The sequence below is a fragment of the Lentzea alba genome (genome assembly GCF_011067745.1).
In the GTDB taxonomy this organism is placed as follows: Bacteria; Actinomycetota; Actinomycetes; order Mycobacteriales; family Pseudonocardiaceae; genus Lentzea; species Lentzea alba.
This window is the reverse complement of the sequence record NZ_JAAMPJ010000013.1, coordinates 41,224-66,427: the sequence shown is the minus strand read 5'-3', so window position 1 is coordinate 66,427 and position 25,204 is coordinate 41,224. Positions and strand designations below refer to the sequence as shown.

The 25,204-nt window shown below is 69.6% G+C and carries 25 protein-coding genes; 8 read left to right on the top strand and 17 right to left on the bottom strand.

Annotation, left to right across the window (positions count from 1 at the left end):
• Window positions 1-77: 77 nt before the first annotated feature.
• Window positions 78-803: an SDR family oxidoreductase gene (locus G7043_RS36910; protein WP_166053328.1), complete on the top strand. Its 726-nt coding sequence runs from the start codon at window positions 78-80 to the stop codon at window positions 801-803.
• The gene (locus G7043_RS36905) at window positions 803-1,690 is read left to right on the top strand and encodes an SDR family oxidoreductase (protein ID WP_166053327.1); all 888 of its coding nucleotides are present in this window, start codon (window positions 803-805) and stop codon (window positions 1,688-1,690) included. Before G7043_RS36910 ends, G7043_RS36905 begins: the two co-directional genes overlap by 1 nt.
• A gap of 3 nt (window positions 1,691-1,693) precedes the next feature.
• Here the strand turns inward: G7043_RS36905 and G7043_RS36900 are convergent, their stop codons facing one another.
• The gene (locus G7043_RS36900; protein ID WP_166053326.1) at window positions 1,694-2,413 is read right to left on the bottom strand and encodes a polysaccharide deacetylase family protein; all 720 of its coding nucleotides are present in this window, start codon (window positions 2,411-2,413) and stop codon (window positions 1,694-1,696) included.
• 229 nt (window positions 2,414-2,642) lie between these two features.
• On the opposite strand from G7043_RS36900, the gene G7043_RS36895 reads away from it, so the two are divergent.
• Both G7043_RS36895 and G7043_RS36890 read left to right on the top strand, forming a co-directional pair.
• The gene (locus tag G7043_RS36895; protein WP_166053325.1) at window positions 2,643-6,842 is read left to right on the top strand and encodes a hypothetical protein; all 4,200 of its coding nucleotides are present in this window, start codon (window positions 2,643-2,645) and stop codon (window positions 6,840-6,842) included.
• Window positions 6,839-7,687 carry an immunity 49 family protein gene (locus G7043_RS36890; protein WP_207312227.1) on the top strand — a complete coding sequence of 283 codons (849 nt, stop codon included), beginning with the start codon at window positions 6,839-6,841 and terminating at the stop codon, window positions 7,685-7,687. The genes G7043_RS36895 and G7043_RS36890 overlap by 4 nt, the downstream gene beginning before the upstream one ends.
• A 67-nt stretch (window positions 7,688-7,754) precedes the next feature.
• On the opposite strand, the gene G7043_RS36885 is transcribed toward G7043_RS36890, so the two are convergent.
• Genes G7043_RS36885 through G7043_RS36865 form a run of 5 tightly spaced genes read right to left on the bottom strand, consistent with a single transcriptional unit; the run spans window position 7,755 to window position 13,303 of the window.
• Window positions 7,755-8,204: an MOSC domain-containing protein gene (locus G7043_RS36885; RefSeq protein ID WP_313888254.1), complete on the bottom strand. Its 450-nt coding sequence runs from the start codon at window positions 8,202-8,204 to the stop codon at window positions 7,755-7,757.
• 26 nt (window positions 8,205-8,230) lie between these two features.
• Window positions 8,231-8,728 carry a peptide-methionine (S)-S-oxide reductase MsrA gene (gene msrA / locus G7043_RS36880; RefSeq protein WP_166053322.1) on the bottom strand — a complete coding sequence of 166 codons (498 nt, stop codon included), beginning with the start codon at window positions 8,726-8,728 and terminating at the stop codon, window positions 8,231-8,233.
• 26 nt (window positions 8,729-8,754) lie between these two features.
• Complete coding sequence (locus G7043_RS36875; protein WP_166053321.1) at window positions 8,755-9,900, bottom strand: AI-2E family transporter; 1,146 nt, start codon at window positions 9,898-9,900, stop codon at window positions 8,755-8,757.
• Window positions 9,901-9,951: 51 nt separating this feature from the next.
• Window positions 9,952-12,861: a DUF4062 domain-containing protein gene (locus tag G7043_RS36870; protein ID WP_166053320.1), complete on the bottom strand. Its 2,910-nt coding sequence runs from the start codon at window positions 12,859-12,861 to the stop codon at window positions 9,952-9,954.
• A gap of 46 nt (window positions 12,862-12,907) precedes the next feature.
• Window positions 12,908-13,303, bottom strand: a complete 396-nt coding sequence (locus G7043_RS36865) for a nuclear transport factor 2 family protein (RefSeq protein ID WP_166053319.1) — start codon at window positions 13,301-13,303, stop codon at window positions 12,908-12,910.
• Between the two features lie 76 nt (window positions 13,304-13,379).
• Here G7043_RS36865 and G7043_RS36860 point away from each other — a divergent pair, with 76 nt between their 5' ends.
• Window positions 13,380-13,517: a hypothetical protein gene (locus G7043_RS36860; RefSeq protein ID WP_166053318.1), complete on the top strand. Its 138-nt coding sequence runs from the start codon at window positions 13,380-13,382 to the stop codon at window positions 13,515-13,517.
• Here G7043_RS36860 and G7043_RS36855 read toward each other — a convergent pair.
• Together G7043_RS36855 and G7043_RS36850 are read right to left on the bottom strand one after the other, a co-directional pair.
• Window positions 13,514-14,668: an FAD-dependent oxidoreductase gene (locus tag G7043_RS36855; RefSeq protein WP_166053317.1), complete on the bottom strand. Its 1,155-nt coding sequence runs from the start codon at window positions 14,666-14,668 to the stop codon at window positions 13,514-13,516. The genes G7043_RS36860 and G7043_RS36855 overlap by 4 nt on opposite strands.
• Window positions 14,669-14,683: 15 nt before the next feature.
• Window positions 14,684-15,460 (bottom strand): DUF4142 domain-containing protein, encoded by a 777-nt coding sequence (locus G7043_RS36850; RefSeq protein ID WP_166053316.1) that lies wholly within the window; start codon window positions 15,458-15,460, stop codon window positions 14,684-14,686.
• Between the two features lie 94 nt (window positions 15,461-15,554).
• Between G7043_RS36850 and G7043_RS36845 the strand changes: the two genes are divergently transcribed.
• Window positions 15,555-16,043: a MarR family winged helix-turn-helix transcriptional regulator gene (locus G7043_RS36845; RefSeq protein ID WP_166053315.1), complete on the top strand. Its 489-nt coding sequence runs from the start codon at window positions 15,555-15,557 to the stop codon at window positions 16,041-16,043.
• Here the strand turns inward: G7043_RS36845 and G7043_RS36840 are convergent.
• From G7043_RS36840 to G7043_RS36820, 5 genes are all read right to left on the bottom strand, one after another.
• Window positions 15,990-16,544, bottom strand: coding sequence for a TetR/AcrR family transcriptional regulator (locus tag G7043_RS36840; protein ID WP_166053314.1), 555 nt, complete (start codon window positions 16,542-16,544; stop codon window positions 15,990-15,992). The genes G7043_RS36845 and G7043_RS36840 overlap by 54 nt on opposite strands.
• 10 nt (window positions 16,545-16,554) lie before the next feature.
• Window positions 16,555-16,983 (bottom strand): SRPBCC domain-containing protein, encoded by a 429-nt coding sequence (locus tag G7043_RS36835; RefSeq protein WP_166053313.1) that lies wholly within the window; start codon window positions 16,981-16,983, stop codon window positions 16,555-16,557.
• A gap of 81 nt (window positions 16,984-17,064) precedes the next feature.
• Complete coding sequence (locus G7043_RS36830) at window positions 17,065-18,117, bottom strand: CU044_5270 family protein (protein WP_166053312.1); 1,053 nt, start codon at window positions 18,115-18,117, stop codon at window positions 17,065-17,067.
• On the bottom strand, window positions 18,110-18,703 hold the full coding sequence (locus G7043_RS36825; RefSeq protein WP_166053311.1) for an RNA polymerase sigma factor: 594 nt from the start codon (window positions 18,701-18,703) through the stop codon (window positions 18,110-18,112). Before G7043_RS36825 ends, G7043_RS36830 begins: the two co-directional genes overlap by 8 nt.
• A 70-nt stretch (window positions 18,704-18,773) precedes the next feature.
• On the bottom strand, window positions 18,774-19,340 hold the full coding sequence (locus tag G7043_RS36820; RefSeq protein ID WP_166053310.1) for a GNAT family N-acetyltransferase: 567 nt from the start codon (window positions 19,338-19,340) through the stop codon (window positions 18,774-18,776).
• Window positions 19,341-19,398: 58 nt separating this feature from the next.
• On the opposite strand from G7043_RS36820, the gene lexA reads away from it, so the two are divergent.
• The gene (gene lexA, locus G7043_RS36815; protein WP_166053309.1) at window positions 19,399-20,055 is read left to right on the top strand and encodes a transcriptional repressor LexA; all 657 of its coding nucleotides are present in this window, start codon (window positions 19,399-19,401) and stop codon (window positions 20,053-20,055) included.
• Between the two features lie 6 nt (window positions 20,056-20,061).
• On the opposite strand, the gene G7043_RS36810 is transcribed toward lexA, so the two are convergent.
• Window positions 20,062-20,946, bottom strand: a complete 885-nt coding sequence (locus tag G7043_RS36810; protein WP_166053308.1) for a LysR family transcriptional regulator — start codon at window positions 20,944-20,946, stop codon at window positions 20,062-20,064.
• 67 nt (window positions 20,947-21,013) lie between these two features.
• Here G7043_RS36810 and G7043_RS36805 point away from each other — a divergent pair, with 67 nt between their 5' ends.
• Window positions 21,014-21,670, top strand: coding sequence for a type 1 glutamine amidotransferase domain-containing protein (locus G7043_RS36805; protein ID WP_166053307.1), 657 nt, complete (start codon window positions 21,014-21,016; stop codon window positions 21,668-21,670).
• Here the strand turns inward: G7043_RS36805 and G7043_RS36800 are convergent.
• From G7043_RS36800 to G7043_RS36790, 3 genes are read right to left on the bottom strand one after another with little or no spacing between them, the layout of a single operon-like run.
• Window positions 21,667-23,190, bottom strand: a complete 1,524-nt coding sequence (locus G7043_RS36800; RefSeq protein WP_166053306.1) for a nucleotidyl transferase AbiEii/AbiGii toxin family protein — start codon at window positions 23,188-23,190, stop codon at window positions 21,667-21,669. The genes G7043_RS36805 and G7043_RS36800 overlap by 4 nt on opposite strands.
• A gap of 39 nt (window positions 23,191-23,229) precedes the next feature.
• Window positions 23,230-24,537, bottom strand: coding sequence for a DUF6297 family protein (locus tag G7043_RS36795; protein ID WP_166053305.1), 1,308 nt, complete (start codon window positions 24,535-24,537; stop codon window positions 23,230-23,232).
• Window positions 24,534-25,145 (bottom strand): ABC transporter ATP-binding protein, encoded by a 612-nt coding sequence (locus tag G7043_RS36790; protein WP_166053303.1) that lies wholly within the window; start codon window positions 25,143-25,145, stop codon window positions 24,534-24,536. Before G7043_RS36790 ends, G7043_RS36795 begins: the two co-directional genes overlap by 4 nt.
• Window positions 25,146-25,204: the final 59 nt, after the last annotated feature.

Sequence of the window (25,204 nt, the reverse complement as noted above, 5' to 3'; positions counted from 1 at the left end):
ATCATAGGTAGCGCTGATTCGATAGCGATGATACGTTAATGACGTTAGCAACGGAAACACCAGCTAGGAGTACTGACATGACACGCGTTGCGATCGTGACCGGCGGTTCGAGGGGCATCGGGCGGGCAGCCGCCGAGCGTCTCGCCGCGGACGGCATGGCCGTCGTCATCGTCTACGCCGGCAACAAGATCGAGGCCGACAAGGCGGTTGAGGAGATCAAGGCGGCAGGTGGCCAGGCCATCGCCGCACAGGCCGATGTGGCCGACGAGGTCGCTCTCGGCGCCGCGTTCGACCTGGCCGTCGAAACCTTCGGTGGCGTGGACGTCGTCGTGAACTCGGCGGGCATCATGCCGTTGGGCACGGTCGCAGACATGGACCTCGAAGTCTTCGACCGCATCATGCGCACCAACGCCCGTGGCACGTTCGTCGTGTCCCAGCAAGCCGCACGCCGGCTGCGCAACGGCGGCGCTCTGGTCAACATCTCGTCTTCGGTCGTGGGCCTGCGCTTCCCGCAGTACGGCGCCTACGCCATGTCGAAGGGCGGCGTCGAGGCGCTGACCCTGGTCCTGGCCCGCGAGCTGCGCGGCCGCGACATCACCGTGAACGCCGTCGCCCCCGGCCCCACCGCCACGGCCCTGTTCCTGGAGGGCAAGGACGAGGCGACGATCGACAACCTCGCGAAGCAGGCGCCGCTGGAGCGCATCGGCTCCCCCGGCGACATCGCCGAGGTCATCTCCTTCCTGGCGGGCCCGGCCCGCTGGATCAACGGCCAGGTCGTTCGTGCGAACGGAGGCATCATCTGATGGGCAGGATCGCGGAGAAGAAGGTCGTCGTGGTCACGGGGGCGTCCAGCGGTTTCGGCGCGCTCGCCGTCCGTTCGCTGGCTCGCGCGGGCCACACCGTCTACGCGGGCATGCGCGAAACGCTGGGCCGCAACGCTCCCGCGGTCGCCGACCTCGGCGCGTTCGGTGCCGAGCACGGGCTCGACGTGCACGCCGTCGAACTCGACGTGCAGTCGCAGGAGTCAGCGGACGCGGCCGTTGCGCTGATCATCGCCGAGCAGGGCGGCCTGGACGTGGTGGTGCACAACGCCGGCCACATGGTCACCGGCCCGGCCGAGGCCTTCACGCCGGAGCAGTACGCGGCGCTGTACGACGTGAACGTCCTCGGCACGCAACGGGTCAACCGCGCCGCCCTGCCGCACCTGCGCTCACAACGCTCCGGCCACGTCGTCTGGGTGGGTTCCTCGTCAACACGTGGTGGCACTCCCCCGTACCTGGCGCCGTACTTCGCGGCCAAGGCGGCGATGGACGCGGTCGCGGTGTCGTACCGCGCCGAGCTGCTGCGGTTCGGCATCGAGACCACGATCGTCGTGCCGGGCGCGTTCACCCACGGCACCAACCACTTCGCGCACAGCGGCACCCCGGCCGACGGCGCTGTGGCGTCCGCCTACGAGGAGTTCTACCCGGGTCTGATGGACCAGGTCGGTGCCCGCCTGGCCGAGCTGGAACCGTCGTGGGCCGACGTGGGCGCGGTCGCTGACGCGATCGTTTCGGTCGTGGGAGCGGAGAAGCCGCCGTTCCGCGTGCACGTCGACCCGTCCGACGACGGCGCCGAGGTCGTGAACAAGGTGGCGGACCGCGTCCGCAGCGAGTTCCTCCGCCGGGTGGAACTGGCCGACCTGATCTGATCGTCAGGCCTGGCCGAGGAGCGCGGACACGGTGACGAACCGGTAGCCGCGCTCCTTGAGCTTGCCGATGATCGGCTTGAGCGCCTGCCTGGTCTGGTCGCGGCCCTGGTACATCGGGTGCAGCAGGATGATCGAACCCGGCTTGGTCAGGTTCAGCGTCTCCTGCTCGATCTGTTGCGCGGTGGGCGTTCCCGCGGAGTCCGGCTCGACGTCCCACATGATCGTCTTGCGGTTGTGCTCGCTCAGGTAGTGCGGCAGGGCGAAGAGCTTCTTGCCGTTGGGCGGCCGGAAGTGGATGTCGCCCTGGTAACCGGTCTTGCGAATCTCCGCGTCGGTGTCCTCGATCTCCTTGGCCACCGTGCCGGGCAACACGCCGACCATGCGCTGGTGGTTGAACGTGTGGTTGCCGATCTCGTGGCCGGCGTCCGCGATCTTCCTGCCCAGCTCGGGGTTGTTCTGCAGGTCGCGGCCCATGAGGAAGAACGTGGCTTTGACCTCTTCGGAGTCCAGCGTGTCGAGGACCTGCTGGGCGCCGGCCGGATCGGGGCCGTCGTCGAAGGTGAGCGCCACGACCTTCTCCGTGGTCTCGACGCGGGTCACCAGCTCACCGAAGAACTGGAACGTGCGGGAACTGCTGATGTTCCAGAGTCCCGCGGCGGCGGCGAGCACGACGACGAGGCTGACTGCGGTGATGATCGTTGGCTTGCGGCGTAACCACTTCATGTGATCACTATAGGAACGGCGCGACTGGTCGGACCTGCTCCCCGGCGGACGCCGCCCGCCTGGTCGGCTGTGTCCGTCTCCACCTGATCGGATTACTCCAACTGATTGACATCGCCGAGCTTTGAAACCGGCCGTGTCCGCCTCCCGTCATCGTTGGGCACCGAATGCCTGGCGGAAAACGGGAGGGCTACGCCATGGCTGGTCTTGGCGACGTGTCGCGGTGGTGTCCGTGACCGGACCGAACGAGCTGGTGGTCAAGCCCGATGCGGAACCGGGTGGCCTTGTCAACGCCGGTACCGGTGACAACGGGTGGATGACCGGGATCTCCATCGCGGAGTCGGCGATGGACACGTTCAACGGCGTCAAGGACGGCAACTGGGTCGAGGCGGGCCTCGGGATGGTCGGGTTGGCCGCGGACGCGGCGGCGATGGCCATCGACCCGTTCGGCACGCTGATGTCGTCGGCGGCATCGTTCCTGATGGAACACGTGCAGCCGCTCAAGGACATGCTGGACTGGCTGGCGGGCGATCCTCCGGTGATCGAGTCGTACTCGGCGACGTGGGGGAAGGTCTCCGAGGAGCTGGGCAAGATCGCCGAGGAGTACGGCGCGTTGGTCGCCTCCGGGGCCAAGGGCTGGACCGGCGCGGCGGCCGAGAAGTACCTGGAGAACTCGAAGGTTCACGGGGACGCGTTGACCGGTGCGGCGTCGGCGGCGGGGACCGTGGGCACGGTCGTCGGCATGATGGGCATGGTCGTGGCCTTCGTGCGCGAGATGGTGCGCGACCTGATCGCCGACCTGGTCGGCAAGTTGATCGCCTGGGTGTTGGAAGCCGCGTTCTCGCTGGGCTTCGGGACGCCGGTGATCGTGGCGCAGGCCGTGGCCGCGATCTCCAGGTGGGCGGCCAAGATCGCGAAGATCGTCCAGGACCTGCTGAACACGATCAAGAAGGTCTCCCCGCTGCTGAAGCGGTTGGTCGAGGTCTTCGAGAAGATCATGAAGGCGGTCGGCAAGCTCGCGCGCAAGGTCACCGGGCTGGACGCGCTGAGTTCGGGCAACGTCAGGCCTGGCGGGTTCGTGCAGACCGGACGGCCGGACATCGACGCGCCGTCCGGCGCCGCCGGTCGGGGAGACGACGGCTCGGCCACGCCCAGCTCGGCCACGCCCGATCCGAACGCGCCCAGCCCGAACGCGCCCGGGTCGTCCTCGCCCGGCCCGAACACACCCAGCGCGTCCTCACCCGGCGCGTCCTCACCCGGTCCGAACACACCCGGCTCGGCCACGCCCGGCCCGAACACGTCCAGCTCGTCCGCACCCGGCCCGAACACGCCCAGCCCGGATTCGCCGTCCTCCAACCTCCCTCGCGACACCACCTCGACCTCCAGCACCGGCACCCCGACGGCCGACCCCGCCACCCGGCCAGGACGCAGCGAACCCGCCGACACGCCCACCACGGCGCCGCGTCCCGGGCGCCACCCCAGCAGCACCGACGTCGACGACGTCCCGCGAGGCACCGCGCCCGCTTCCGGCCCGTCCACCACCCCGCGCGACGCCACGCCGTCGGGCGGCCACCGGAGCGGGCCGGCGGGACAGCCGATCACCACCGCCGGTGGTGGAGGTGGCCCCACGACCAGCGGCGGTTCTCACGGCGGAGGCGCTGATGGTGGCGGTAACAGCGGTGGTTCGCCCACCGCGCCGACACCGTCCCGCACCGACAGCACCTCAGCGGCCACGACCGCAGCCCCGGAAGCGCCAAGCCGTCCCGGCCAACCCCACCCCAACGCACCGAACTCCACCCCGCCCGGCACACCCGCCCAGCACCCGACCCACGGCGGTGCACCGTCCGGTGGAGGTGCACCGGCTGGGACTGGATCCGGTGGTGGCGCACCTGCTGGTGGCGGCGCGCGGCCAGGCGGCGGCGGTTGGACCGGAACTCCGGGGAGCCGAGGCGACCTGGGCTCCTCCACGCCGTCGGCCCGCACGCCCGACAACGCCCGCCCGTCATCCGTCAGCCCGTCCGCCGCCTCCACCCCGCACCCGGCCGCCCCTCACGCGGGCCCGCCGGCGCACGGTCCCGGCTACACCAGTCCCACCTCGCCCGCCGCACACGGGGGCCCGGGAAGCGCACCCGGCGGCCAGCCCCCGAGGGCAGTCGATCCCACCCACGCCCGCCCTGGAAGCACCGACCCGTCCAGCTACACACCACCGCACACCAACGCGGGTCAGCCGCCGCAGCGGGGACCGCAGTCGGTCCCGCCGCACGCGAATCAGTCCCACGCAAGCCCGCCACCGCAGCGCGGACCGCAGCACACCGGCCCATCGCGAGCGGGCTCCGGCTCGTCGCGCCCGGACCTACCAGCACCGGGCACCCGCCCCGGTGGAACGCCCCCTGGCCCCCGGCCCGACGGCCCCCGCCCGGCCGGACCACCCGGCACCCGGCCCGCCGGACCGACACCGGGCAACGCCCGCCCGGACGGGCCGGCACCCGGCCCCCGTCCGGACGGCGCACGTCCCAGGGCCGCCGATGCTCCGGCCCGCAACCCCGTGCCACCGCACCAGCACGACGTGCCGGGCACCCGGCCCCACGACACCTCACCGCCACACCACGACCCGCCTCGCCGTGCGCCCGACGACGTTCCGGCACCCCGCCGCGAGCCAGACGGCACGCCCGGCCCACGTCGTGACCCCGAGCAGGGGACCCCACCCCGGCGAGATCCCGACGGCACCGATCCCGGCACCCCGCACAAGGATCCGGACGGCACTCCCCATCGCGACGCGGACCGGCCGGACATCGACGAGGCACACGCCCGTCACGGCGAAAGCACTCCCGCCGGCATCTCGCACCACCGCGGCGACCCGGACATGGGCGACCTACCGCACCGCGTCCCCCACGACCCGCGCTACTTCACCGCCGACGTCCACGTCACCCCCGACGGACGCGCCCGCATCGGCAACCACACCTACACGCCCGAGGAATACGGCGACCTCCTGCGCCGCAACGGCTGGGACGGCAGAACCCCCATCCGCCTCATCGGCTGCGACGCCGGCTCCAACGACTTCGCCAACCGTCTCTCCCGCCACACCGGCGCCGACGTCCTGGCTCCCACCAAACCCGCCTGGACCGATGCATCAGGCCGCGTCTACACCAGCGACGCCGAAATCGGCCCAGACGGCAACCGCCAACCCAAAATCCCGCCCAACGGCGAATGGCAAACCCACCGTCCCGACGGCACCACCACCAAAGCCGGTGACGACGGCTTCGTCCCCGGCACCAAAGACACCGACAAAACCGACCTCGACCCCGCCGGCGCCCGCGACCGGGGCAAGCCGGACGACTCGTGGCAGAAAAAACCGGATCAACCGTCGGGGAAGACCCCGCGAGAGAAGATCGACGATCAGAGCTACTTCGACAAGCACTACATCAAGTACAAGGACAACGACGGCAAAGTCATCATCGCGCGCAGGCCTGGGGCACGCGAGGACTCGGACGGGAAAGAAACGCACCATTTGCGTTGGAGGAACGGCAGGCTCGAGTTCGCCAAGGACGCTCCGCCCCCGTTGCGCCCCGATTTCGACAAGAGCAGGCACGAGCGGTTTGACGAGAACGAAAGGCGGGTGTTGCCGAAGGAGCCGGAGGACGCCCGCACACCGGACCACTCGGACACGTCCGCGAACACCACCGGCACGCCGCAGGACACCGCAACCGCTCCGGAACGACCCAGCACGAGCGGGTGGCGCGAAGAACACCGCGAGCGCATCCGCGTGGCCATGGAGGAGCGCAACGCCGCCGCTGCTCACCACGAGAAGACCTCCAAATCGTTCGATGGCGGTTCGCAGGAGATGAAGGACGCGATGTCCCGGCGGAGGGACGCGGGTGAGGTGCTCGGCGAGGAGGCGGGCGAACTAGCGTTTCGCAACCGGCTGGCCCGCGAGTACGGCGGCGACGTCGACTTCGTGCGGCGCGCCGATCCGGACAACCCTGGCCGCGAAGTGTTCGACGTGGTCGATCCGAACAATCCCGGCGAGCCGCTGGCGACGGTCCGGCCGCTGCACAACACCGGCGCGGGCAGCGGGGAGTTCGACCAGATCTTCGAGATCCACGAACGCGGGGCCGACAACCCGCGCTACGTCATCCAGGAGGCCAAGGGCCCGAAGGGCGAATACAGCGCCCGCACGCTTCCCGACGGCACCAGCGTCAACCAGCTCAGGCGCGACTACATGGAGGACGTGCTCGATGCGATGGCCAACGACAAGGACCCGAACAAGCGGGCCCTCGCGGCTCAGATCGAAATTGCACTGAACGATCGACGAGTGGATTATGTCGAGGTCAGGGCGCGGGTCGATCAGGAAACCGGTGCGAGAACCGCGACATACGCAGGCTTCGACTACAAGCCCGTCAACCTGTACCCCACCACTGGGACGGAATCGTGACAACCTTGCCGCGCCATGAAGTCGACCGCGAGCTGGCCGGGGAGATGATCGCGGAGACATCCGCCATTCTGCCGACGTTCATCGACCAGGTGGAGCGGACCCCGCTCGCGTTGACCTCCGTGCTGCGCAGGTCGCTGAAGCTGGCCGCACTGCGCACGGTGCCCGACCCCACCGCCAAGGACGTGTTGACCTGGGACGACCTGGTCACCGCGATGCAGGCCGCGTCGGCGCTGTTCGCGGTGGTCGACACGTCCGTGGAGTCGATCGAGTACACCGTCGGCCGCAGGATGCGCATCTCGACCACCCCACCGGGCCAGCACAACCGCGCCGGGTACTGGCTCACCGCGACGTGGCTCGCGGTCATCTGCCGCGAGGAGCAGCGGCTGACGGCGCTGGCCTCGGTCCCGGAGGAGGTGATGCGCGCGGCGGACGTCGGCTACGACGACTTCATGTACGCCTGGGTCGACACCCTGCAGACCTTCTTCCGCAACGGTCCGGACCTCGACGCGAAGTTCGCCACGACCGTGGAGCTGGTGAACAGCGCGTCGGACACCCCGCAGGAACTGATCACGCGGTTGATCTACCCGCCCATGGAGCTGCTGTACTACGTGCTCGACCGCGACGCGGACCGGTTCAACGAGTCGTTGGAACGCGCGCTCGACCTGCACCGGCAGCACTGGTCCGCTGCTGACCGGGCGACGAATCCCGACGGTTTCATCGCGCTGGCGCCGCTGGCGATGGCCGTGCTCGCCCAAGAAGTGGGCATCGAAGTGCGCGTGGAGTCCGACTACCTGCCCCGGTACCTGCTGTCCGGCGCCTGGGTCGGCGAGACCCCGACCTCCTGAGGCCGGCTCGGTGGTGGCGCTGTCCTGTCCCCCACTACGGCCGTCGTCTGCGTGCGGGACAACTCCCTCACGCGCCGACCACGTCGAGCGCCGCTCTGCCGACGCGCAGCACCCCGTCATCGAGCGGCACCGTCCGGATGCCACCCTTGCCGCGCAATCCCTTGAACGCGCCCGGAGCGATGACCACGTCCATCCAGGCGCACGGGTTGGCCTGCCGGTGGACCTCGAACCGCACCGGCCCGTCGCCGGTGTCGAGACTGAACACGGTGCCGCGCGGCAATGAGTCCACGTCGAACCCGCGCACGACGATGTTCCGCCGGGCCACCAACGGATCCACCGACCAGGGATCGAGCGACTCGGCGGCGAGCACCGTGACGGCGGCGTTGCGATGCGCCGGGTGGTTGAAGTACCTGTCACCGACGATCCCGAGGCCGGCCCGCAACTCCACGTGGCCCTGCGAAACCGGCCCCGGATCGGGACGAGGGCCGTCCGACGGACGACCCTCGTAGGCGTGCACGGGTGAAGCGTGCAGCGCGACGATCTCTACTTCTCGCCGAGCTGCCATTCCGGCCTCACGTAGTGGCACGTGTAGCCGTTCGGGTAGCGCTCCAGGTAGTCCTGGTGCTCCGGCTCGGCCTCCCAGAAGTCCGACGCCTGGGTGACCTCGGTGACGACCTTGCCCGGCCACTTCCCCGAAGCGTCGACGTCCGCGATCGTCTCCTCCGCGACCTTCTTCTGCGCGTCGTCGGAGTAGAAGATCGCCGAACGGTAGCTGGCGCCGATGTCGTTGCCCTGACGGTCGCGGGTCGACGGGTCGTGGATCTGGAAGAAGAACTCCAGGATCTGCCGGTAGCTCAGCTGCTCGGGGTCGAACACGATCTCGATCGCCTCGGCGTGGTTGCCGTGGCGGCGGTAGGTGGCGTTCGGCGTGCTGGGGTCGCCGGTGTAGCCGACGCGGGTGGAGACGACTCCGGGGTGGCGGCGGAACAGGTCCTGCATGCCCCAGAAGCAGCCGCCCGCGAGAACAGCCTTCTCCGTCACAGTGGTTCTCCTCTGATGCTCGGTGTTCACTCAGGGGAACGTTCGGGGGCGGGCTCATCATCCCCGTCAGGTTGTGACGTATCCATTACGGGCACCGACCTCGCCTCGATGACCTCGCCCAGGTAGCGCAGGACGACGGCCACGGCCGCGGCGACCGGCACCGAGAAGAACGCGCCCGCGATCCCGTAGATGCTGGTACCCGCGGTGACCACCAGCAACACCACCGCCGCGTGCAACCGCAGGCTGCGCGACTGCAGGATGGGCTGCAGCACGTTGCCCTCGACCTGCTGCACCACGATCACGATGATCAGCATGATGATGGCCGTCGTCAGACCGTTGCTGACCAACGCGACCAGCACCGCCAGGGCGCCGGCGATGAACGCGCCGATGATCGGGATGAACCCGCCGAGGAACGTCAGCGCGGCCAGCGGAACCGCCAGCGGCACGCCGAGGATCACCAGGCCCAGCCCGATGAACACCGCGTCGATGAGCGACACGACCGCCTGGCTGCGGATGAAGCTGCCGAGCGTGACCCACACCCGCTCCAGCACCGTCGTCACGTGCCCGCCCGCACGCTCACCGATGAGCCCGCGCAGCCACGGCGTGAACCGCATGCCGTCCTTGACGAAGAAGAACGCGAGCAGCAGCGCGACCAAACCGGTGACGACACCGGACGTCACCGCGCCGGCGCCGGTCAGCAACCCGTTGGCGATCGACCCGATGCTCGACTTGACCTGCTCGACGCCCTGAGCGATCAACCGGTCGAGGTCGGTGTCCTTGAGGTTGAACGGCGGCCCCGAGGCCCAGTCCTGCAACTGCGTGATGGCCTTCTGCGCGCTCTGCGCGATCTCCGGCACACCGGACGCGATCGACGTGGAGATCGCCGCGATCACCCCGCCCAGCACCGCCAGGCCGACGATCAGCACGATCGTCGCCGCCAACGCCGAGTTGAACCCCTTGGACATCAACCAGCGCGCCGGCGGCCACAACACCGTCGTGATCAGCAAGCCCAGCAACACGGGCATCACGACCACCCAGAGCTGGCCGATCACCCACACGACCATCCAGAAGCCGAGCGCCGCCAGCGCCACCCGCAGACTCCACCGCGCGAGCCAGCTCACGCCGTGCCCGATGGCCTCACCCTTGTCCGCCCACCTGCGTTCCCGTTCCACGCCGCACAGTCTGTCCTGATCTAGCCCGAACGGGTGGCAGACCCGCCGTTTTCACCGCCGGAGCGTCTTCAGGAACGCCCTTGCCTCGGCCTCGATCGGCAGTTCCGGGTCGTTGGCGGGGTCGTAGGGAGGCAACACCGGGATCGGGGCACCCAACTCGGCGAGCAACCGCTTCGCCTGTTCCAGCTCGTAGTACCGGACATAGGGCTCGCCGTCCGCCCAGGCCCACCGGCAGGCGATGAGCGCGTGTTCGCGGGCCTTGTCGGCATCACCGATGGCGAGCCAGAGTTCGGCCAGCGCCTGGTGATCCGAACCGCCGTGCTGGTCGGCCAACCGGCCGGCCACTTGAGCCGGGTCGGACAGCTGGCCCAGGTGGAACTGCGCCAAGGCGAGCCTGGTTTCCGCCGCGGGGCTGGGGATGCCGACTTCCCGTGCCATCCGCACCGCCTCGCTCAGCTCGGTCGCGGAACCGTGCCAATCACCGCGCTGCGCGAGCAACGAGCCGCGCAGCAGACGCACACTCCGAATCACCTCCCGGTGGTTGGCCCGGCGGCCTTGTGCTTCGACCTTCGCCAGCTCGTCGTCGGTCAGGACGCCGCGGTCGGCCTGGAAGAGGGCGTGCACAAGTGCGGCTTCACACCTTTGCCTCCGCATGAAGTCGTCTTCGCCGCCTCCGGGAGGCAGCGTGTTCCGCATCTCTTCCGCCTCCTCGCCCCGGCCGGCCTGGGCGAGCCATTCGAAAGCGTCCAACCGGGCGCAGTGCACGTACCTCACGTCTGCGACGCGATCCGCTGCTTGCAGGTTCAACTGCCTGATGCGCCACGATGCCGCCACCCGGTTGGCCGAGTGCACTGCGAGGGCGATGTTCGACAGGTTCACCACAGCCTCTCTCTGGTCACCGCTTTTGATCGCCAGGCGGAACGCCGTCTCCCACGCCTTCCGCGCCTGGCCGCTGTCTCCGAGGCGGCTCAACGTGCTGGCCGCGTCGTTCACCAGAGCCGAGGCGACGCCGGCCGGCAACTTGGGCGACGGCGATGACCATTCCGTGCCGAAGAACGGACGGAGCAACGACGACATCTCGGCAACGGCTTCGAACTGGTGCCTCAGCACCCTGTCCAGCCCTCCCAGGTAGACATCGGCGGCCGCGGTCAGCCGGCCCCGGCGCACCAGCGTCCGGACCAGCGTGATGTCGTCCTGAAGTTCGTCCAGGCTGCTGACGGCCTCGTACCGGGTCGTCCTGCGGGCGGAGAAGTAGTCGATCACCAGGTTGCCGAGACGTCTCCGGTCCCAGGCACCCAAGCCGTCCGCCACCACGGCGCGAACCACCGGATGCAGGTCGTACTGACCGGTTTGCCGGTCGCACTGGAGGAGGCCTCTGCGTTCCAGATCCGACACCGCTGCCGCGCTGGACCGCCGCCGGTTCAACACGTCGAGCCTCGCGTAGTCGACCGCACCCGACAGCAACGCCAAGGTGGACAACAGCCTCCGGCTCGCCCTCGGCAGGTTGTGGACCGCCTTGCTCAGGACGTGGTTGCGCTTCTGCACGAGATCGAGCCCGCCGATCTCCAGGCTCCCGCCGTGTTTCAGGTCGGTCGACCACCTGTCGAAGTCGCCGCGGGCAGGCGGGTAGTCGTTCACCAGGCCCGCCACGATGCCGGTGACGAGCGGATGGCAGTCGCAATGGCGCTGCAGGAACGACTGCATCGCCGCGGCGTCGCCCCTCACCTCGCAGTTGCGCATGAGGGCCTCGGCGTCGGCGGGCCGCAGGCCGGGCAGGCGCTCGTGCAGCACCCCGGGAATCGGCTGGCTGGACTGGTTGAGCAGCACTCTCGGGACGAGCCGCGAGGTCACCAGGATCCGCGACGGCGCCGCACCGGCCAAGGACCGCAACAGGTCGTCGTCCTCCGGCCGGATGGCGGTCGTGGGGTCGCGGTGCGCGATCTCGTCCGAGCCTCCCGCCTGTTCGTCACGCACCTGGGCGGCGTCGAGCCGGTGATAGGCGACCAGGACGCGTTCGAGCCCGTCGAGCACCAGCAACCACGGCCTGGACTCCAGCTCCTGCACCAACAGCTCGGTCAGTTCCGGTTGGTTCTTGGCGGCAAGAGCTTTGAGCGGCTTCCCGGTCATGTACGCGAGGGCGTGCCGGCAGAAGTCCGACATCACCGCACCGGCCTCGTAGAAGGAGTACCAGAACCGGCCGGCCCAGTCCCCGCGCACACCCGGCGCGTGCCGGTTCGTCCACTCCCAGGTGAGGATGCTCTTGCCGGACCCGCCGATCGCCTCGAACAACAACACCGGGTGCTGTCCGGCGGGCTTGGCCCAGTCGCTCAACGTCGCCAGCTGCGCCTCGCGGCCGACGAAGTCGTGCGACCCGAGATAGCGCGGTTTCGCGTACAGGGCGGGCGCGGCCGGGATGTGGTCTTCGCTCTCGGACCGAGGTTGCGGCGTTTCGAGCACACGGCGCAACTCGGCCACCGCCTTCGTGGCCGCGGTGGCGAACGAGGCCAGGTCCGTGAACTCGTCGTAGACCTGGTGCACGTCCCCGCCCGCGAACTTGGCCTCCTCGCGGAACTTCTCCAGCTTCGCCCGCTTGACCGGGTCGAGCTCGACACCGTCCTCGGTGACGAGGTGGCCGGCGCCCATGATGAACACCAGGATCGGCCGGCCCAGCCGCACCGCCTCGCGGAATTCCAGGTGGGTGAGCGAAAGGCCGTCGGGGTTCGCGGCGCACTCCGGCACGGCGCCGTAGCGGCGGCCGATGATCGCGACGTAGGCCGCCGCGTCCCGCACCTTCTCGAGCGACGACTCGACGACGGTGACCAGGCGGGCAGTGTCGTCTTCCATCGCCACGGCGTGGAGTTGCTGTCCCTGGATCGCGCTCATCAGCGCCGCCCGGTGTTCGCGCAGGTCGGCGTAGGTCGACGACACCATCACACCGGGGTACTGCCGTGGCGCGGACATGTAAAGATCTCGCGCCACGGCCCGATGCCGTTACGACCCGAACGGGTCAGGCAGCACCCCAGAAAGCGTCTTCCTCGGCCGGGTCGGCGGTGAACAGCCACACCTCGGCCACCTTGCCGTCGGCCACGCGCATCAGGTCCACGCCCACACCGTCCATCTCGGCACCGGAGCGCTTGCCGGTCCAGTGCACGGTCGCGGCCACGACGTCCCCGTTGACCATCAACGGACCGTTGCGGTGAAGCGTGAAGGCGCCCTCGGAGATCGACATCATGCCGCCGATCATCGCGCCCACGGCGTCAGGGCCGTGGTGGACGCCGGAAAAGCGGTTCGAACCCGGCTGGTGCCACACGACGTCGTCGGCGAACTGGGCGGCGACGGTGGCGAAGTCGCCGGACTCGAGGGCCTCGAAGTAGGTGGTCACGACGGTGAGCGGGGTGGTCATGGCTTCTCCTTTTCGCTGGCGTTGCCCTATGCTCACCAAAGGTAACCAATTACCTCAACGTAACTAATGGATGGATGTGCGCCATGTCACAGACCATGCCGGACTGGAGCGTGCTGGCCGCCACCTGCACGAGCCGTTGCTGGTGCTGTGCCGCTGGGCCGAGGCGCACATCGCCGAGGTCATGGTGAACCGCGAAGCGTACGACGCTCGCTAGGCGGGCGTGAGCACGCCGTCCACGTCCGGCATGACCGAGCCGCGGATCAGGTTCCGCACGACGGGCAGCCCGGACAATCGGAAAGCCATGTCGCGCACCGAGATCCGCCAGCGGGACGGGGGCGCCATCCAGCCGATGAACCGCCGCCCGAACGCCTGGGTGTGCTCGACGGCGGGCTTCATCCGGGCCTGATAGCGGTCGAAGGCACCCTCGACACCACCAGAAAGCTCTTCCGCCAGCACGAACGCGCCGGTCATCGCCAGGGACGCACCGTGGCCGGCGAACAGCGACACGGCCCCGCACGCGTCACCGACCAGCACGACCTTCCCGCTATGCCACGACGGCATGTCCACTTGGGACACTTCGTCGTAGTAGATGTCCTCAGGCACCACGGAAAGCAGATCGGGCGCCACCCAGCCCAGGTCACCGAACCGCGAACGCAGCTCCGCCGCCGGATCCGCGGGCAACTCCGGCGACGACGAGCGGTACAACATCAGCGCGGCCATCGCGCCGTCCCGCACGGCGTAGCAGCCGATCATCCGCTCGGGCACCGTCAACATCTGGTACCGGTAACCGATCCGAGCGGCCAACGACTCGTCCTGGAACGAGAACGCCGCCGTGTGATGCCCCAGATACCGCACGAACGCCGCCGCCGGCCCGAACACCAGCTTCCGCACCGTCGAGTGCACCCCGTCCGCGCCCACGATCAGGTCGAACGAGCGAACCGAACCGTCCGAGAACGTCACCCGGCCGTCGTCGAGAGCGGTAACCGTTACCCCGTACCGGATCGAGCTGCGCACGTCCGCGCGGATCACGTCGGCCAGATCGCCGCGCAACAGGCTGATCACCCCGGAGGCGACCGACTCGTAGGCCGACGCGGAAATCTCGCTCCGCCGGTTCCCCCGAGCATCCACGCTCGTCACCGAGGAGATCGGCGCGCGACGGGACTCCAACGCCGGCAGCAACCCCATCCGCCGCGCCACCTCGTGACCCGGCCCGAAGAAGTCGATCATGTAGCCGCCCGCGCGGAACGACGGTGCCCGCTCGACGACGAGCACCTCCCATCCCGCGCGTTCCAGCCACCACGCCGTGGAAAGCCCGGCGATCCCGGCTCCTACGACCAACGCTTGTTGGGCACTCGACTTAGGCATATGCCCAATTTAACACTACGGGTGCATGTTGCGGCTGCTCCGGCCACTGCTCCAGAACCAGATACCGGCCACGACCAGCGCCAACACGCCCAACCCGATCAGCCCGTCCGGAACACCGCCGGTGTTCTGCTGCTGTTGCTGCTGCGCGGAGTTCTGCGGAACGACCTGGGGCACAGCACGGGGAGGAGTGGTGGGCGCGACCGACGCCGGCTGCGCGACCAGGGCCAGCGGAATCGCCTTGGTGTCGTTGAAGTCGACCATCCCGGTCGCCTCCAGCACCGTCATGTGGTCGAGCACCGTGTCCATGCACACCTTGGCGTAGTCGCGAATCGCGGTGTTGCGCGTGCCGGTCCGCACGGTGGCGAGGAAGTTGTAAACACCGCCGTGCGCGGCGCGCAGCCGGTTCGCGAAAACGCGATCGAACTCGGCGCTGCGGGCGGGCGCGGCCTGCATTTCGTCGAGCCAGCCCTGCTGGGCCTCGCTGGGCTGCGTGGGCAGCTGCACGTTCAGCGTGCGGGCGAGCTCGACGGTGCGCCGGTCCAGGTCGGCGTGGCCGTCGATCAGATGCCGGCCCGCCTCCTGCACCAGCGGGTTCGCCGACTTCTCCAGGCCCATCCGCCCGGCGGGGCCCTCCCACAGCCCGGCGAGGGCCACTTTCTGCAACAGGTCGCGCCCGGCCGGGCCCATCGGCCCGAACTGGGTCTGGACGTAGTCGGGTCCCAGGTCCTGTTGGGCGAACGCGGACGGGGCACCGAGCAGCATGATCAGCAAGGAGACTAGGAGGATCCGCATGCCGAGAGGTACGGACAGACGACGAGCCGACGACCGTTGCACAGTGCAATGTTTATCGTTTCGTTATCTGAACCGAACCCTGTAGAACTGACGGGTGAGCGATGTCGACGACCTGACCGACGCGGTCCTCACCGCGTCCCGCCTGCTGATCGCCGTGTCGGCGCGCTCGCTCGCGGCGGTCGAGGAGACGCTCACGCTGCCGCAGCTGCGGATGGTCGTGCTGCTCGACAGCCGCGGCCCGATGAAGCTCACCGCGCTCGCCGACCTCCTCGAGGTCAACCCGTCGACCGCGAAGCGCATGATCGACCGCCTGATCACGTCCGGCATGGTCGACCGCGAGCCGAACCCGGTCACGAAACGCGAGGTCGTCGTCGTGGTCACGGAGGAAGGCCGCCGGGTCGTGGGCGAGGTGATGACCCGGCGGCGAGCCGAGATCAGCACGATCGTGGCGCGCATGCCGGAACACCTGCGGCACGGCCTGGTCGAGGCACTGAACGCGTTCTCCGAGGCCGGCGGCGAACCTCGCTGGTCAGCCCGCGACGAGACGCCGGAACGGACCCGCGACCACGTGAAAGTCGACTGACTCGTCCAACGCGCGGTGCAGCACCAACCCGTCGATGGCCGCACCCAACAACAACGCCACCGCGTCAGCATCCGCAACGCCTGAACTCCGCAGCCACTCGGCGACCCTCGCGCGAAAGTCCGCGACCAGCGCGGACAGCCCGGCACGCAGCTCGGGCAGCCGGTGCGCGGCCAGGAACGCCTCGGCCAGCAGCAACGACTCCGGATCGGTGCCGGTGTAGCGGGAAAGTTCGGCGAGCATCCGTTCGATGCCGTCCGCCGGATCGCCGGACAACGCCTCCGCGGACTCGGCCAGCACCTTCGACGCGAACTGCAGCGCGGCCGTCGACAGCAGTTCCGGCACCGACGAGAAGTGGTAGTGCACGAGAGCGGCGTTCACACCCGCCCGTTCCGCGACCAGCCGCGTGGTCACCGCACCCCAGCCGACCTCACCCACGAGCTGGGCGGCGGCGTCGAGCAGCTGTTCACGGGTGCGGCGACCACGATCGGCAGACTTGGGCACGCGCCCGAGATTAGCTTTCGGCCTTCTTCGTAAACGCGGCGAGGACCTCGACCCACCCGCCCGAGTTGTCCTCGTGGGCCTTGGCGCGCAGCTCCTCCGAGCCGGCCAGCGCCGCGAACCCGCTCTCCACGACCCGCAGCCGCGTCCCGGAGCCCTCCGGCGTGAGGGTGAACTCGACCAGCGTCGTGTTGTCCGAGGTCAGCTCCTGCCCGCCGAACGCGCTGGCCCAGCGGTACGACACGAACGTCTGCGGCGTCACGGTCTCGACCAGCACCGGGAAGTCGCCGTACTGCTCGTTCTCGCAGAGGGTCGTCTCACCCTCGACGGCGACGCCCGACGGCTCCGAGGCCACCCACCACCCCGGCTCGGTCACCAGCCGCCAGACCCGCTCCAGCGGCGCCTCGATCACTGTCTCGCGTTCGATCCGGTCCACGGTCACGACAACTCCTGAAGTCCGCCAACAAGTGCAACCCCAGAGTTGCACATCCCCCGACGATGCGCAACTCTGGGGTTGCATGTCCTACTGGCGGGCGCCGAGCTCGCCGACGACCGAAGTGGTCACCGCGGAGGAGCTGCGGACCGTGCCCTTGGGGAGCCCGCCCTGGTCCGGGGACTGGTCCTCGGCGACGACGTTCCGGTTGCCGATGAAGTCACCGTTGGCCGGGTCGATGATGATCTCGGCGAAGTCGTCGTAGTACTTCTTGCCGAGCGCGACGCCTTCCTTGCCGTCGAGGTTCGCCCGCTTGTCGGTGACGACCAGGCCGGGCAGCAGGGCGAGCGCGCGGAAGATGTTCGCCCGCACCTCCGCCGGGTACCGGCCCGTTCGCAACGCCTCGACAGCCGCCATGAACGCGCCCGCGTCGTTGTCGTGGCCCTCCGCCCTGAGCTTCGCCAACAGCTCCCGCGGATCCTTCGGCAGCGCGGCGATGAACTCCGGCGACGGGTTGTGGAACGACGCGACGGTGCAGCGGTCCGGCTGCCCCTCGGCGAAGTAGGAGTAGTTGCCGCACTTGGCGCGGAACTCCGCGCCGTCCTGGAACGACGTGGCGGCTTCCGGCTTGCCGTCGCCCTCGTGACCGGGCAGCCACTTCACCGAGTTGATCTTGTTCCGGAACATCCACTCGTCGCGGCGATCGGCAGGAACCCACTCCTCCTGGACCATGTCGGTGTACGAGGCCTTCGTGCCCCCGTACTCCGCCATGATCCCCTCGTACCGGCTGCGCACGTACCAGTACTGACCAGGGGCGATGGGGCGTTCGACGACGCGGGAGGCGAGGTCCGCGGCCTTGATCAGCTCCTCGGCGGCGGTCGCCGAGTTGCTGCCGACACCGGTGAGGTCGACGGTCGACGCGACCAGGCCACCGCCGGCCAGCACGGTCACGGCGGCCGCGGCGGCGAGCCAGCGGCCCCGGCGACGAGGCCGGTGTGCAGCGACCGGCGTACGCATCTGAAGCGCGGCCGCCAGCGCGGCCTTGCCGGCGGCGACGTCGAACTGGACGGGCTCGTCACCGGCACGGGACAGCGCCGCGTCGAGCACTCGGTCGAGGGTTTCGGACTTGGTCGGCTCAGACATGGCTGTCTCCGGTGAGGTCGTGGTCGGTCGCGGCGAGACGGGTGCGAAGCCGGGCGCGGCCGCGGTGCAGCCTGGTGCGCACGGTGGCCACCGGGACGTCGAGCGCCACGGCGATCTCCGACGGCGAGAAGTCCGCCCACGCGTGGAGCAGCAGCACCTCGCGTTCCTCGATGCGGAGTTCAGCGAGCCAGGCGGTGAGCGGGCCGGCGAGCACGTCCGCGTCCGCCGCGGCGCTCACCCGGTCACCGATGTCGGCCTCGTCCGTGCGGGCCGCGTGCTCCTTGCTCCACGCACGCAGCTTGCGTTCCTCTGCCCGTACGTGGCCGCGCAGCAGGTTCGTCGCCACGCCGTACAGCCACGCACGCACCGCGTCGGCCTCGTAGGTCTGCCCGGCCCGCTGGTCCCAGAGCACCAGGAAGGCCTCCGACACCACGTCCTGCGCGGTGTCGGTGCCGACCCGCCTGGCCACGTAGCGGTGCAACCGCTCGGCCGTCGATTCGTAGAGAGTCAGCAGCGCGGCCTCGTCCAGCACGCCGGGCGGCTCGTCGTCGATGGTCAGCGCCACTGGCGCCACGTCGCTTCGCACATGACCACCTGGCCGCAGCCCCCACGAGCGTTCCCGGCGTGTGCTCACCACCACATCGTCGGGCCGGAGATCAGATCTCGCTCGGGAACGGGTGCCGGGCCGCGAACTCGGCCGCGGTCATCCCGAACACGACCACGTCGTGATGGCGTCCGGCGAAGAACTCGTGCTCACGCAGCCTGCCCTCCTCCGTGAAGCCGAGCTTGCGGTGGAACGCGAGAGAGGGCTCGTTGAACGCCCACACGGTCGCCTCGCACTTGTTGAACCGCCGCTCGCCGAACATGAAGCTCAGCAGCAGCGGCACCGCGTCCGACCCGTAACCGCGTCCTTTGTGCTCGGGATTGATGCCGATGCCGTAGCCGAACCGCCCGGCCCGATGGTCCGTCAAGAACGTTCCCACCGTGCCGACGAGCGCACCGTCCTCAAGGGACTCGATCGCCAGGTCGAACTGATCGCCTTCCACCGGCTTGAGCGCGGCCTTCTGCGCGGCCTCGCGTTGCCGTGCGGCCGACCACGGCGAATGGATCTTGTCTCCCCTCCGCATGTCGGTGGTGTTCTCCTCGCGCTTCGCGAGCAGTTCCCAGTCCTCCGGTTCGATGCCACGCAACCGGACGCGTTCTCCTACCCAGAAAGACCCCATCGCCTGATCAAACGACCACCCGTTCGTGTCCGGCAACCGGATTACTACTATCAGCCCGGTGACCGCCTACGACGATCTTGAGCTCGACACGACGGTGCTGCCGGAACGCCAGCAGAGGATCCTGGTCGCCATCCGCGACTGGGTGGTCGAGCACGGCTACTCCCCCAGCACGCGCGAGATCGGCGAGGCAGTCGGCCTGAAGTCGTCCTCCAGCGTGTCCAAGCACCTGTCCGCCTTGGAGGACAAGGGTTTCCTGAAGCGCGGCTCCTCGGTGACGCGGCCGATGGACGTGCGGGTGTTCCTCACCGGGACCCCGTCGGCCGGCCCGGTGCCCGACGACTCGATCTCCGTGCCCGTCGTCGGTGACATCGCCGCCGGTACGCCGATCTCCGCCGTCGAGCACGTGGACGACGTGCTGAACCTGCCGCGCGGACTGGTCGGCCGCGGCAGCAACGTGTTCGCGCTGCGCGTGCGCGGTGACTCGATGATCGAGGCCGCGATCTGCGACGGCGACATGGTCGTGGTGCGGCAGACGCACGAGGCGTACAACGGGCAGATCGTCGCCGCGATGATCGAGGAAGAGGCGACGGTCAAGGTCTACCAGCGCCGCAACGGCCACGTGTACCTGGAGCCGCGCAACCCCGACTACCCGGTGATCGACGGCGACAAGGCCGTGATCCTCGGCATCGTGGTCTCGGTGCTGCGCAGTGTTTGATCGTTTTTAGAGCACGCCCCAGTCGCGTGACTTCAGGTGCGCGACGACCGCATTCACAACCACGTGGGTTGTTGATGTGCGTGTTGCCAAGTAGAGCGTGTTCAGCGGAGGTACCTCCGGTCGGTGCAGCAGCTCGACTGCACCGGCGGTGAGCGCGGATTCGACGAGGTAGCGGGGCAACGCTGATACCCCGGCTCCGGCGATCACGGCCGCGAGCAACGCACGCAGGTCGGGAACGACGACCGCCGTGGGGTTCTTCGGGCGCTTGCCGAACTCGCTGCGCCAGTACCTCCGGATGATCGGCAGCTCGTCGGAGTAGGCGACCAGCGGCAGGTGTTCGAGGGCGCGCGCCGGGTCTTCGGCGAGCAGCGCCTGGTCCACGGTCCTGGCCAGCAGTGGCGGCCCGACCAGCAGGAACTCCTCGTCGGTGAGCGGGGTCACGGTGAGTCCGGCGCCGGGGCGAACCGCGGACAGCACGATGTCGAGCTGCCCCGACCGCAGAGCGGTGAGCAGGTCGTTCGCCAGGCCGAGGGTGATCTCGAAGCGGATGCCGCGCTGGGTCAGCGGGGCCAGCGCGGGCAGGCCGCGGGCCGTCATGAACTCGGCCGCTCCCCCGATCCGCACGGTGCCGTCGAGCGCGGGTGCGGGGTCGAGCGCGGTGCGCAGCTGGTCGACGTGCGGTCCCACGCGACGGGCCAGCTCGTCGGCCCGGGGTGTGGCCGTGACTCCGCGGCTGCCCCGGACGAACAGGGGTTCGCCGAGGCTCTTCTCCAGCCTGGCCAGCTGACCGCTCACCGCCGGCTGGGTGATCCCGCGCCTGGTCGCGGCCGCCGTGATCGAGCCGCTCCGGTAGATCTCCAGGAACGTCGCCAGCAGATCCAGGTCCGTCAAGCTCGCAGCCATAAGGCAGCTTATAGCGCGGCCGACGCCTCTGAAGGATTCGTGATGGTATGGCCTCATGAAGAAGCTACTGATGGTCGTGTCCGGCGCCGACTCGCTGACGCTGGCGGACGGCACCAGCCACCCCACCGGGTACTGGGCCGAGGAAGTGGTCGAGTCGGTGCGCGTGCTGCGCGAGGCCGGTGTCGAGGTGACCGTGGCGACGCCGGGCGGGGTCGTGCCCACCGTCGACAAGGCCAGCCTGGACGGCAGGTTCGACGACGCCGTCGCGTCCCTTGAGGATCTGCGTGCTCCCGCGACGCTCGGCGAGATGAACGCCGCGGACTTCGACGCGATCTACCTGCCCGGCGGCCACGGCCCCATGGCGGACCTCGCGTTCGACCAGGACCTGGGTGCGTTGCTGGCCGACTTCCACGACAACGGCAAGATCGTCGCGGCGCTGTGCCACGGACCGGCCGGACTGCTCTCCGCCGTCCGCGCGGACGGCACGTTCGTGTTCGCCGGCAAGGAGATGACGGTGTTCACCGACGAGGAGGAACGCCAGGGCGGGGTGAACGTCGCCTACACGGTCGAGAGCAGGTTGGCCGAACTCGGCGCGCGGCTCGCGACGGGTGCGCCGTGGTCGAGCACGGTGGTGGTGGACGGCGGGCTCGTGACGGGTCAGAACCCGCAGTCCACTGTGGCCACCGCTGCCCGCGTGGCCTCGTTGCTCTAACGGAGGGCCGCCGCGATCCGTTGCAGCAGCGCCGGTTCGTCGGCCTTGGTGACCGGCAGCTCGGTCGGCGCGTTGTCCCAGTCGACGTCGTCCAGGCCCAGCACGGACTTCCGGTCGAAGTCGAGCGCGCGGTCGCCGAGCTCCGGCCCCAGCAGGTCGATGACGAGACCCGTGTCCACGGTGGTGTGCTGGGCGAGCAGCGCGGCGTCGTAGAGGTCCTTGGCCTGCGGATAGCGGTCCGTCACGAGCCACTGGAGCTTCCACGCGAGGGACAGCTCCTGGTTCGCGGCGAGCAGGGTCGTGCCGGCGACCTCGACGGGTTCCGGCGCGATCGGCAGTTCCTCGTTGAACACCAGGTCGATCTGGACGGCACCCTCCGGCAGCCCCTGGACGTCGAACGGGAACACGATCCGCCGTCCGGGCACCCGCTCGTAGGTCCAGATGTGCGCGGTCTCGGCTCCCGCCGCCCACAGGCCGGGACCGGGATCGTCGTGAACCGCCTGCACGATGTCGTCCATGAGCTGCTGCGCCCGCGGGCTCTCGAAGGTGATGTCGCGTGGCGTGACCACGAAGTCGAGGTCGCCGGGCTCCCGCGCGGCGTCGCCGAACCACGCCCGCATCACGACGCTGCCGCGCAGCACCAGGTTCTCGCGCCAGTCCGACTTCCCGATCAGGTGCAGGACGTGCGCCATCGCCTTGCGACGCGCGTCCAGCCACCGCGCGCCCTCGGCGGGGTCGCCGAAGCGCGGGTCGCCGCCGCGGAAGGCGTGGTCGAACTGCTTGAGCGCCGGGTCGAACACCGCGCGTTGCGTGATGTCCTGTCCTGGCTTGATCTCCAGCGGGTGGAAGGTCGCCGGAAATCCCCGCACCCAGCGCGGGGCCTGGCGCAGCCGCTCGTCGTCGCTTCGTGCGGACTCGCCGTGGATCCAGCCGTTGTCGATGTGCAGCGCGTCGTCGTGGACGACGTACTCCTCCTCGACCTCGAGCACCTCGAACCCGTTCAGGTCCGCGAGCAACGCCTCCAGCCTCGCCTTCGCGGTGCTCCGCCCCACCCCGAAGCACCGCTGCGTGATGAACCGTTCCTGCGAGCCGTCGTCATACCTCCGGCGGGCGTTGCGCGACACCTGCGCGTCGTGGCCCTCGACCGCCTTGAGGATGCGCGCGTGCCAGTTGTGCCACGTCCCGGTCATCAGAGTTTTGACGTGGTGCTCGAAGTACAGCGCGGGATCGGCCTCGTCGTCGGTCCGCGGCACGCCCTCGTTCCACGGCGCCGCCTCGATCTTCACCCGCACCAGGTAGAGCTCCGCCTCGAACAGCTTCGCGCGCCAGCCCTCGGCCACCGCCCGGACCTCGTCGATCGTGCCCTTGGCCGCGACCGTCAGCATGGGCTGTGACGGCACCTCACCCTGCAGCAGCTCGATGTGACTGAACTTGAGCCCGTGGCGCTCGGCGAACTCCCTCAGCTCGTCGACCTGCCACTCCGACCCGGTCAGATGCAACTCGAACTCACCCGCGTACATGCCCTCCCCCTCTGCGAAGGGGCTGACCCTAGCCGAGCATCACCTGCAGCACGCACAACAAATACAGCAGCACCGGCCCCGGCCGAGCTGCAGGACCAGCCCGATCGGCACAGGTCCGAGCACCCCGAAGTCGATCGCGGCGACCCCGTAGTCGAGCGGTGGCCGCGTCGCGATCCGGTACACCACGGCCACGGCCCCGATGGCGGACACCACGCCGTTGAGCCAGGACACGTGCGGCGTGAACGGCACGGTCGCCACGCACCACACCACGGCTCCCACGACCGGCAGCACGAGATGCGCGAGCCGCAGGAACCCGTCCGGCGCCCCCAGCATCCGGCGGATCGCCGCGGACCGGCAGACGACCTTGAGCCCGGCCGCCAGGCGATCGGTAGCGACGAACGCGGCGAGCAGGTGCACCGCCGGCACCCAGTCGACCTCACCGCCGAGTGCGACCAGCGCGGGCAACGGCAACAGCCCGACCCAGACCAGCACCGCGTTCGGTGCTCGCCGAGCGCGCAGCACGTCCGTCCACACCAGCACGGTCAACCGGGATCCGCGCAGCCGCGCGGAACGAACGCGACCGAGCAGCCGCGCCCGGCGTTCCGCCAGGATCGCGCCCAGCAACGCCAGGTCGAGCCACGCCACCGACACCCGCACCACCGCGGCGAGCGACGCTCCGGCGGCCAGGTCCACGCGGGTCAGCCGCCGCACCGACAATCCGGCGACCACGACCAGAAGCACCGCGACCGGGGTCAGCCAGACCGCCTCGGCGGCAATGAAACCGGGCCGCAGGAACAACGCGAGCACGGCCACCCCTGCCAGCACGCTCAGCCACGCCTGCGGACGCAGCCGGTACCGTTGCAGGACAACGGCACCCGCCACCACCGCGATCCCGGCCGCGGCGGATCCGGCGAACAGCGAGAGCCCCGGCGGCGAGGTCGCCCCCACCACCCCGAAGACGGCGGCGGGCCACACCGCACCCACCACCGCGCCGAACCCGAGCAGGCCGAGGAAGCGGGGCATCAGCAGCGCGACCCGGTCCACCGGCGAGCTCAGCACCCAGAACATCCGGTCGCGGCCCGCGAACACCGGCCCGAACGCCAGCAACACCTTGAGCAGCACCACCGCCGCCAAAACGGACAGCCACAACGCGGTCCAGTCGCTCGCGCCCTCGTGCCCGGTCTTCTGCAGTCCCTTGAACGCGACGCCCCAGCCGACCGCGCCGGCGATCAACGCGCTGACGAGCCGCCCGTAGAGGCGGGCGAGCCGGAACCGCCACGGTGGCGGCGGACGCTTCAGCCGGTGTCGGACCTGGCCTGCCGTCGGGATCATTTCCGGGGCGATCACAGGAGCACGGACCGGTCGGCGACCGCCTCGACGAGGTCCCGGTCGTGCGAGGCGAACACCACGGCCACCCCGGCCGCCTTCTCCGCCTTCAGCCGCTCCCGCAGCCACGTGCGTCCCTGCGTGTCGAGCCGTTGTTCCGGCTCGTCCAGCACCAGCAGGCCGCGGGGCCGCACGAAGCACGAGGCGAGGCCCAGCCGGTGCCGCTGCCCGCTCGACAACGTGGGCGGCAGCTGGTCGCGCACCTCGGACAGCCCCAGCTCGCCCAGCACGTCGAGCACCTCGCGTTCGGGCTCCGGCGTGCCGTGCAGCCAGGCGACCAGCCGCAGGTGCTCCACCACCGACACGTCCGGGAAGTAATCGGCGTCGTCCAGCAGCGACGCGGTCAGCGCGCGGAACGACGCGGACGCCTCGTCGCGCACGACTCCGTCGACCAGCACCTCGCCCGCGTCCTGGGTCTCGGCCCCGACCAGGCACTTGAGCAGCGTGGACTTGCCGGAACCGTTGCGGCCCTCGACGGCCACCGCCTCCCCCGCGGCGATGGTGAAGCGCAGGCCCGCGAACACGGGGTCGTCGCCGTAGCTCTTGCGGAGATCCCGCACCTCAAGCATGTGATCAGCCTAATGGGAATAGCTCGGCGGCCGGTGCGTTAAGGTAGATGCAAACGCAT